Source organism: Muriicola sp. (assembly GCF_041567615.1).
GTDB lineage: Bacteria > Bacteroidota > Bacteroidia > Flavobacteriales > Flavobacteriaceae > Muriicola.
The window spans coordinates 1-7,406 of the sequence record NZ_JBFGBM010000137.1 but is presented as its reverse complement, the minus strand read 5'-3'; the positions used below and the strand labels follow the sequence as shown (position 1 = coordinate 7,406).

At 47.2% G+C, this 7,406-nt stretch carries 13 protein-coding genes; all 13 read right to left on the bottom strand.

Annotation, left to right across the window (positions count from 1 at the left end; genetic code table 11):
• Nucleotides 1–443 (bottom strand): Rab family GTPase (locus ABYP73_RS09745; RefSeq protein ID WP_372974189.1); only part of this gene is annotated, 443 nt, incomplete at its 3' end.
• On the bottom strand, nucleotides 430–1,302 hold the full coding sequence (locus ABYP73_RS09740) for a cell envelope biogenesis protein OmpA (RefSeq protein WP_372974188.1): 873 nt from the start codon (nucleotides 1,300–1,302) through the stop codon (nucleotides 430–432). The genes ABYP73_RS09745 and ABYP73_RS09740, both read right to left, overlap by 14 nt.
• 9 nt (nucleotides 1,303–1,311) lie before the next feature.
• Complete coding sequence (locus tag ABYP73_RS09735; RefSeq protein ID WP_372974187.1) at nucleotides 1,312–1,674, bottom strand: fructose 1,6-bisphosphatase; 363 nt, start codon at nucleotides 1,672–1,674, stop codon at nucleotides 1,312–1,314.
• A gap of 348 nt (nucleotides 1,675–2,022) precedes the next feature.
• The gene (locus ABYP73_RS09730) at nucleotides 2,023–2,223 is read right to left on the bottom strand and encodes a helix-turn-helix transcriptional regulator (RefSeq protein WP_372974190.1); all 201 of its coding nucleotides are present in this window, start codon (nucleotides 2,221–2,223) and stop codon (nucleotides 2,023–2,025) included.
• The gene (locus tag ABYP73_RS09725; RefSeq protein ID WP_372974186.1) at nucleotides 2,220–2,675 is read right to left on the bottom strand and encodes a hypothetical protein; all 456 of its coding nucleotides are present in this window, start codon (nucleotides 2,673–2,675) and stop codon (nucleotides 2,220–2,222) included. The genes ABYP73_RS09730 and ABYP73_RS09725 overlap by 4 nt, the downstream gene beginning before the upstream one ends.
• A gap of 128 nt (nucleotides 2,676–2,803) precedes the next feature.
• Entirely contained in the window at nucleotides 2,804–3,541 is a 738-nt protein-coding gene (locus ABYP73_RS09720; RefSeq protein ID WP_372945880.1) for an ion transporter, read from the bottom strand.
• A 94-nt stretch (nucleotides 3,542–3,635) separates the two neighbouring features.
• Entirely contained in the window at nucleotides 3,636–4,052 is a 417-nt protein-coding gene (locus tag ABYP73_RS09715; protein ID WP_372974185.1) for a putative quinol monooxygenase, read from the bottom strand.
• Between the two features lie 46 nt (nucleotides 4,053–4,098).
• Nucleotides 4,099–4,440: a VOC family protein gene (locus tag ABYP73_RS09710; RefSeq protein ID WP_372974184.1), complete on the bottom strand. Its 342-nt coding sequence runs from the start codon at nucleotides 4,438–4,440 to the stop codon at nucleotides 4,099–4,101.
• Nucleotides 4,441–4,513: 73 nt separating this feature from the next.
• Nucleotides 4,514–5,062, bottom strand: a complete 549-nt coding sequence (locus ABYP73_RS09705) for a dihydrofolate reductase family protein (RefSeq protein ID WP_372974183.1) — start codon at nucleotides 5,060–5,062, stop codon at nucleotides 4,514–4,516.
• Nucleotides 5,063–5,177: 115 nt separating this feature from the next.
• Nucleotides 5,178–5,615: a hypothetical protein gene (locus tag ABYP73_RS09700; protein WP_372945884.1), complete on the bottom strand. Its 438-nt coding sequence runs from the start codon at nucleotides 5,613–5,615 to the stop codon at nucleotides 5,178–5,180.
• A gap of 127 nt (nucleotides 5,616–5,742) precedes the next feature.
• Nucleotides 5,743–6,075: a phosphoribosylpyrophosphate synthetase gene (locus ABYP73_RS09695; RefSeq protein ID WP_372974182.1), complete on the bottom strand. Its 333-nt coding sequence runs from the start codon at nucleotides 6,073–6,075 to the stop codon at nucleotides 5,743–5,745.
• Between the two features lie 182 nt (nucleotides 6,076–6,257).
• A complete protein-coding gene (locus tag ABYP73_RS09690; protein WP_372974181.1) occupies nucleotides 6,258–6,719 on the bottom strand; it encodes a hypothetical protein in 462 nt (153 codons plus the stop codon).
• Between the two features lie 62 nt (nucleotides 6,720–6,781).
• The coding region (locus ABYP73_RS09685) for a CPBP family intramembrane glutamic endopeptidase (RefSeq protein ID WP_372974180.1) at nucleotides 6,782–7,406 on the bottom strand (625 nt) is incomplete at its 5' end.

Here is a 7,406-nt window from a genome sequence, read left to right as displayed (position 1 = left end):
TCCCCCGTTTTGGCACTGGTCAGGTAATCATACGGAATGTCGTGTTCCTCCAGTAATGAACTAACTTCCTCCTCAGGCACGAGGTCCTTTTTGTTCCCTATGACCACCGTGGGGCGATCATGTACTTTACTTTTTACGATCTCCAGGTCTTCCTTGAGGTTCTGGAATGTGGAGGGCCTGTTTATATCGAACACAAAGATCACTCCATGGGTCCCCAGCAAATAGGCCTCGCGTATCTGTTCCAGTTTGTCTGTCCCTTCGAGGTCCCAAAGGATGAGGGAAACGGAGTCTTCATCTGAGAGTTCAACTACTTTTTTGCTGATATGCACCCCTATAGTCACCTTGTACTGGTCGGAGAACTGATTGGAGACAAACCTGCGGATCAGGGAGGTTTTACCGACCCCAAAATGCCCTAGGATGACAACCTTTTTAGATTTTTGCATTGCCGAAACTCGCTTCCAGTTCCTTGATTAACAAGTCCTTGTCTATGCTTCGCACCTCTTTCCCCTGTTTTTTATCATCCTTGGAATGAAAGACCAGGTCGAGGTTCATAGCCATAAAGTTGTAGTAGAAATTGAAGATGATGTCCTGTAACTTGTTCTTGGAAGTGAGATGATAGTCTCCGGAGATCACGACGGCCACGTAATGGGTCACAAAACTTTGGAGGTGGATATTGTAGAGTTCGTACTGTATGAGTTCGAGGTTCTGGTTCTTCTTGTGGAAGGCATCTTCCACAAAACCTTTAATGGCCGTAAGCATCCCGGAGATCATTTCCTCGTCTATGGAATCGGTTACGGAATAGCTCGCCTTCAGGATCCCGGTATCCCTTTCAATGAGCAGCACCTGTTCGATGGTTGCTGAGGAAAGCTCTTTCATGAGCTGCTGTTCCTCTGTCGGGCCCCCGAACCAGGAACGCATTTTCCTCTTAAACCTCTTGAGGAACCCTAGCTGGTTATCTATTTTCTCAGAGAGCATCTTGATCTCCTGGGCCACGTACTTTTTGACCATCTTACCCAGGACGGGATAGAGGGCATCCACCACCTCGTCTTTGTGGTTCTTGATCTCTTTCTTCAGGGTGGCTGTAATGGTGGGACCCAGGGTGTCCGGAATACTTTTGGTAAACGCACTGATCTTCTGATCGACCAGGGGGTCTACTTTTTCAGCCAGTTGCTTCTGGTCATTGATGATGTGCTCCACCAGCGTGATCCTTTTGGCAATATCCTGTACCGCACCCCTGTCGTCGGGGAACAGGATATCCTTGAGGATCTCCAGTTTAGCTTGTTCATCCATCTTTGTGACCATGGATTGAAATTATTTCTTGCGGATCTTTTCGCCCAGTTCGATCAGGAGATCACCTAACTCCTCTTTTTGAAGCTGGCCTTTCTCCAGGTCTTCAAAGCGGGATTCCAGTTTGTCTTCCAGTTCGGTGATCCGGATATTGATGTCTGTTGAGACATCGTCTATAGACATCCTGAGGTCGGTCCTTACGGCTTCAATCAGTTCTTCCAGCTGTTTTTTCTTGCTGAGGATGTCCTTCTTGAGGAGTTCGAATTCGGATTCATAGGCCTGGATGTTCTCCCCGAAAATCAGATTTTTGATCAGCTCGATCTTGGAGGCAGTTTCCAGGTCTTTCTTTTTGCTGCCATGCACGGTTGAAAAGTCGTCGTTGGTCATAAGGAATTCGGTTTATTAACAAAATGGTTTAAAGCACAGATCTGCTTAAGGCCGAAATAGTCTCAAATATAACAAAAATAGGTGGATCACACCCGTATGCGGGGCAAGCACTATTTTTACCGGACAAATGGAATAAAAATGCTGAAAGCTCTGTCAATCAGGCTTACCGAATTCCCGGAAAATCCAGTTTCGGAATGATCACAGTCCCTCAGGAGTCGATCTCCATCCTGGAAGATCAACAATTCAGTAAATGGTGCGATATACAAATAGTTACTGTCCGTGTTTTTTGTGGGTAGCGACCTTTGGTAGATTTGACTCGCTACCAAGGTCCTACTCCTGATTTTCCTGTCAGTCTTCCAGGCTAAAGAGCTCCTCCACACTGCAATTAAAGATCTTACCCAGTTTAAGCCCAAGTTCGAGGGAGGGAAAATACTTGTTGTTCTCTATGGCGTTGATTGTCTGCCGGGATACCTGGAGTCTGATGGCGAGATCCTCCTGTGTCATGTCATGGGTGACCCTGTGTATTTTGATGGTGTTTTTCATGCTCAGGAGGTGTAGTGTTTACGCAGGGCAAATCGCAACCTCAGATTAAAGAAGAGGATGATCGTAAACAGGTTAAAGACCAGGACGTGAAAGTACGCAAGGCCAAAGATCAGCAAGGTCGCAAGGATCATGATGGCGTAGTTGACATAGAGAGACCAGATCAGGGAATCGAGGCGGAGTTTGGCGATAAGCTCGTCCTCTATCTTTTCCCGGCTGAAGCTGTGGACAATGCCCGAAACAATAATTACGATGGTGAGCAACTCGTCCAGGATCCCGTTCTCTATCCAGAAACCTTCCGAACTTAAAAAATCTCCGGTGGAGAAAAAATCCGGTACGGGAACCACCAGTAGATCGTCAAACTGGTCTGTGAACCAGAGATAAGAACCTGCGATCAGGGCGAGGTAAAAGATCCATCCTGAAAGGGCCTTAAACCGGTTGGGAAAGAGATAATTTTTCATGATAAAACCATTTTGGTTACATCAAATGTACAATAAATATTACATAAAGTAAAAAATATTATACATAAAGTAAAAAATAATAGCTGATCTGTATGTGTTTTTTGGGATCATGTCAGTAAAAACCTCTTTTATTGTTGGGAGGCCAGGTCAGCACTTACCTGGTCTTCCTGGATCTGCCGGGCCTTGGAGACGGCAGAAGAGACCAGTCCGGCCGGGACGGTAACCACTCCCACCCCTATAATGAGCACAAAAAAGGTAAAGATCTTGCCCCCCAGGGTGATGGGATATACATCCCCGTATCCCACAGTGGTCAGAGTTACGATGGCCCACCAAAGGCTGTGGAAGATGGAGGAGAACACCTCGGGCTGGGCCTCGTATTCAAAGAAATAGATCCCGCAGGAGGTAAGGTAAGTAAAGATGCCCGTGATGATCAGGAAGAGGACGATCTCCTCTTTTACGATTCCCGCGGCAATATGAATTCGCTGCATGGCCCTGTTGTACCGGATGAGTTTCAAAGCCCGGAAGATCCTGAAGATGCGGAAAGCCCGAAGTGCCCTCAGATCGAATGCCCGGGTCAGATAGAAAGGCAGGATGGCAAACAGGTCGATGATCCCGTAAAAACTGAAAATATACCTCCATGGATGTTGAGCGATGAAGATGCGGAGGAGATATTCAGCTGTAAAAATGATCACACAGAAGACCTCAAAGGAATAGAGCATTTCCAGCACCGCAGGGTCGTTGCCGGGCAGGGTCTCTATGGCAAAAGCGATCAGGGAGGCGATGATAAGGAACTGTATGCTGTAGTCAAAGATCTTTCCCTGACGGGTGGAGTTGTCGTCGATCAGGAGGCGGAGTTTTTCTTTCATGTTCGGAAGTCTTGATTTTTTCGTTTAAAATAAAGCGAAAAAAGCAAGAGTCAAAGCAGACATAGTCAGCGGATCTACGTTTTCAGATTCTCAATCACTTTAATTTTCTAAAGATTGTAGGCATAGCATCAGGGTCTATGGCTTCCATCTCTACCAGTTCAAGGGATCGGACCATGGGCAGGGTGGCCGACTTGTAGTGTTTAAAATGCGGGGTTTGCAGGTGGGCTTCGTAGGCATCTTTGTCTGCATAGATCTCCAGCAACCGAATCTGATTGGGATGCGATTTTTGATACATAGGGTAAATAACGATCACTCCGGGTTCCACTTCCACGGAGGTCTTGGCCTCCTCCTTCAGGATAGAAAGGTATTCTTCGAGGTATTCCGGTGCTACCTCGATCTCTGCCATCCTGACCATCATATTTTCAGGCTGGAAGGCATGCATACCCGGTTTTTCTTGATTACAGGACAGACAGAGTAGGAGGGATGCCACGATTAATGTAAATGATTTCATCTCAGGAATCTTTAATTGTTATTGACTGATTGAGGGAGTGCAACACTTACTGCTCCGACCATACTGCGAGCTCATTCCCCCCCGGATCCAGGAAGTGGAATCGCCTTCCTCCCGGGAAAGAAAAAATGTCCTTTACCAGGGTCCCGCCGGCTTCAATGATCTCCATCTTCAGTCCTTCGAGATCTGCGTGGTACAGGACCACCAGTACCCCGTTGACAACCGGATCATCCGTCCTGCGAAACCCTCCGTCCACGCCGCTTCCCGTGAAGGAAACATAGTCCGGGCCGTAGTCGGTAAAGGTCCATCCAAAGAGCTTGTTGTAAAAGGCTTTGATACCTTCCAGGTCGGCCGCCTGAAATTCGATGTAATCGATGTGATTGTTCTTCATGACAAAGAGGTTTAACGGTCTTGTTTTGCCACAGTATGTCTGTTCACTTCCTGTACCGGTTTTTTCAAGATCTTTAGGGGGTTACCCGATAATTCAGTTCCACCATCCCATTTTTAAAGACCATATGATCTGCCAGTTCCAGGGATATTTCACGCCCGACGCTGTCGAAGAAGGGGATACCCTCTCCAAGAATGACCGGAGCAATAGTGATCACAATATGGTTTACCAGATTCAGTCTCAAAAATTCGCTGGTCAGGGCAGAACCCCCTACCATCCAAATATTCTCGTGTGTTTTTTTAATGGAATGTGTTGCTTCTTCCAATGGTCCGTTGAGAAATACAACAGATTCTTTGTCGGTATTCAGTTTTCTTTTCGTGAATACGTACACAGGCTTGTCCCGATAAGGCCATCCGAGTTCAATGGCGTGTTCGTAGGTTCTGGATCCCATGACGTAACAGTCAATGGACTGGAGGAAGCCGGCAATATAGTCTTCCGATAATTCAATTCCCTCCGGGTAGTGATGTTGTGGATTCATCCAAGATACATCGCGGTCCTCTTTGGCAATAAAGCCGTCGAGGCTGCATACCATATGAAGAGTTACCCGGGATGATTCTTTGGCCATAGGTCTGAGTTTAATCCTGTGCCGATTCTTTCCTGTTTGATTTAAGGTTGTCGATACGGTCCGCCCTGATGAATTTCTTCTCACAGTATGCTGACGCCAAAATAAATAAACTGACTCAGGTGCATTTCTTCTTTATTTTATCCAGAGCCTTTGGAAATGTACTTTTCATAAAGTCCAGATGCTCATCCATAATGTCGATATCCACCTTGAGGGTGTACTGCCCTTCTCCTTCGACAAGGGTGTATTGTTCGGTAGACCCACTCCATAGCCGGGTCTCCTCATCGAGGGGCTGTGGCTTTCCGTCCACCACATTCCCGATATGCCTGAATTTCATGATCTTGTCAGGGACGTGGGTCTCTACCTCGCTGTAAATACCATTCTGATCCGGATTGAGGAATAATACGGTACTGCCTTCTTTCCATCCATCGGTGACCGCGTAGGAACCTTCAAAGAAGACACCGGCCCAGTCACGGTAGGAGGCCAGATCCCAGAGCGCTTTCCAGATGGTACTTTTTTCTGCTTCTATGTCGATGCTGAAATGTAACCTGTTCATACTATTTATATGACGTTTGAGGTGAATGGCATAAATGTTTTAAGCTCTCATGACGCCGGCACAGACTCGGGTGCATTGCACCTTGCACTCCCTTCCTGAAAATAGTCCACATCTGGGTTGATAGACCTTACTTTTTTGTCTGCTGTTCTGCTCGTGGGATACGCTTGATCAGTTCGGTATTCTGATCGTGTTGGGCGCTATAGGACATCACCAGGGTTCCCCTGTTTCCGTCCTTAGCCTCGATGGCGAATACCACCGTTTCATCCTGAGGATCGGTCATCCCTTCAAACCGGAAGAATTCCACGATCCTTAGGTCCTCCGGCTGGTAACTGCCCCCGAATAAGGATCCGATGATTCCGGTCTCACCCGCTCTGAAGTCTTCGCGGAACCCTTCTTCAGTGAGGGAGTTCACAGCCTGTGAAAGAGTATCCCAATCCCTGCTGTTCATGACTGAATTCATTACGTATTGCATTTCAGGTACACCCGGCCCGACCATATGTTCACCCGTTGGTGTGTCTTTAAAATAAGCCCTTACCCGGCCCTGGAAACCTTCCTTAAGATAGTGAAATTATTCCGGTATCTGAAGTCAGAGAAGATAAGATATTAGCCAAGGATGATCCCAACACTTTGTATGCAGGCACTTTATGGCAGGGATTGCAAAATTCTTTGCCTTACCATATGAGGTTCTGTTGTGCCAATCCTGTATGTTTTACCATTTTTCAGACCGATTTCTACCGCCTTAGATCCACGGACTGAGTAAAGCCACATCCTGGGCCAGAACCATTTTCGGATCCCCTGTCCGTAATACCAGGGATTTACTACGATGTGCACCGAGGTGATCTCGCGTAGGAGAAATTTCTTCCTGAACAGGCCGAATCCCATGCTGATCCGGAAATAGTGCGCGTCTATCACGATGCTGAGTGATACGAAGGAAAAGAGGTAGACCACGATGATCACCATCAGCATGGTCATCAGGAAGTTGGGACCCGAGTCGTAGGAGGGAGGCTCCGCCAGGGCCGAGAGGTACACCCAGGTAAAAAAGGCCCCTGCGGTCAGGGTCATCATTAGGGCTATATAGCTGATCTGGGTACGTGCGTAATACATAGATTAAAGATAGGCATTTCAGGGTCGTACTGTGTAACCGTGTGATGCCTGCTATCCCCCGGTCAAAGGCTCCCGTCCGTTTCCTCTTCCTGAAGGATATCCCGGACTACCAGGTCCTGTACGGTATGGATCAGCATTACCGGATAAAGGGAATCAAAGACGATATAATAAATACCGAAAAGCAAACCCAGGAACGTGGATTTCAGTACTTCTTTACCCAGGTAAAGATGGCCTACACCAAAGATCAGCGTGGAAATGAGTAAGATGTATACCAGGTGGAGGGAAGGGAAGATCACAGCAAGCGCAAAAAATATGTACCCCCGGTAGATGATTTCTTCCGTAATTCCAGCAGATAGGGATAGGTAATTCCAGACCTGCTTCTCCTTCGCAGTGATGGGCAGGAAGAATTTAAAATCCTCAGCAATGCCCCCGGCGAGTTTCTTACTTTTTTCTGATTGAGACCTGAATATTCGGATGTAGTAAAGGTTCTGCAGAAGGTGAAAAATATAGAGTGCTATCCCGGGGTAAATGATCCAGCCGGAAAGAGTTGAATTCCATGGTGCGGACCATTTCAACCCGAGATCGTCCAGGCTTACACCCGATATCGGGATCAGCAGAAGGATCAGGAAGACGACCAGCCAGGACGCAAACATGCTCGACCTGTAAAAACTGATTTTGGAATAGGCT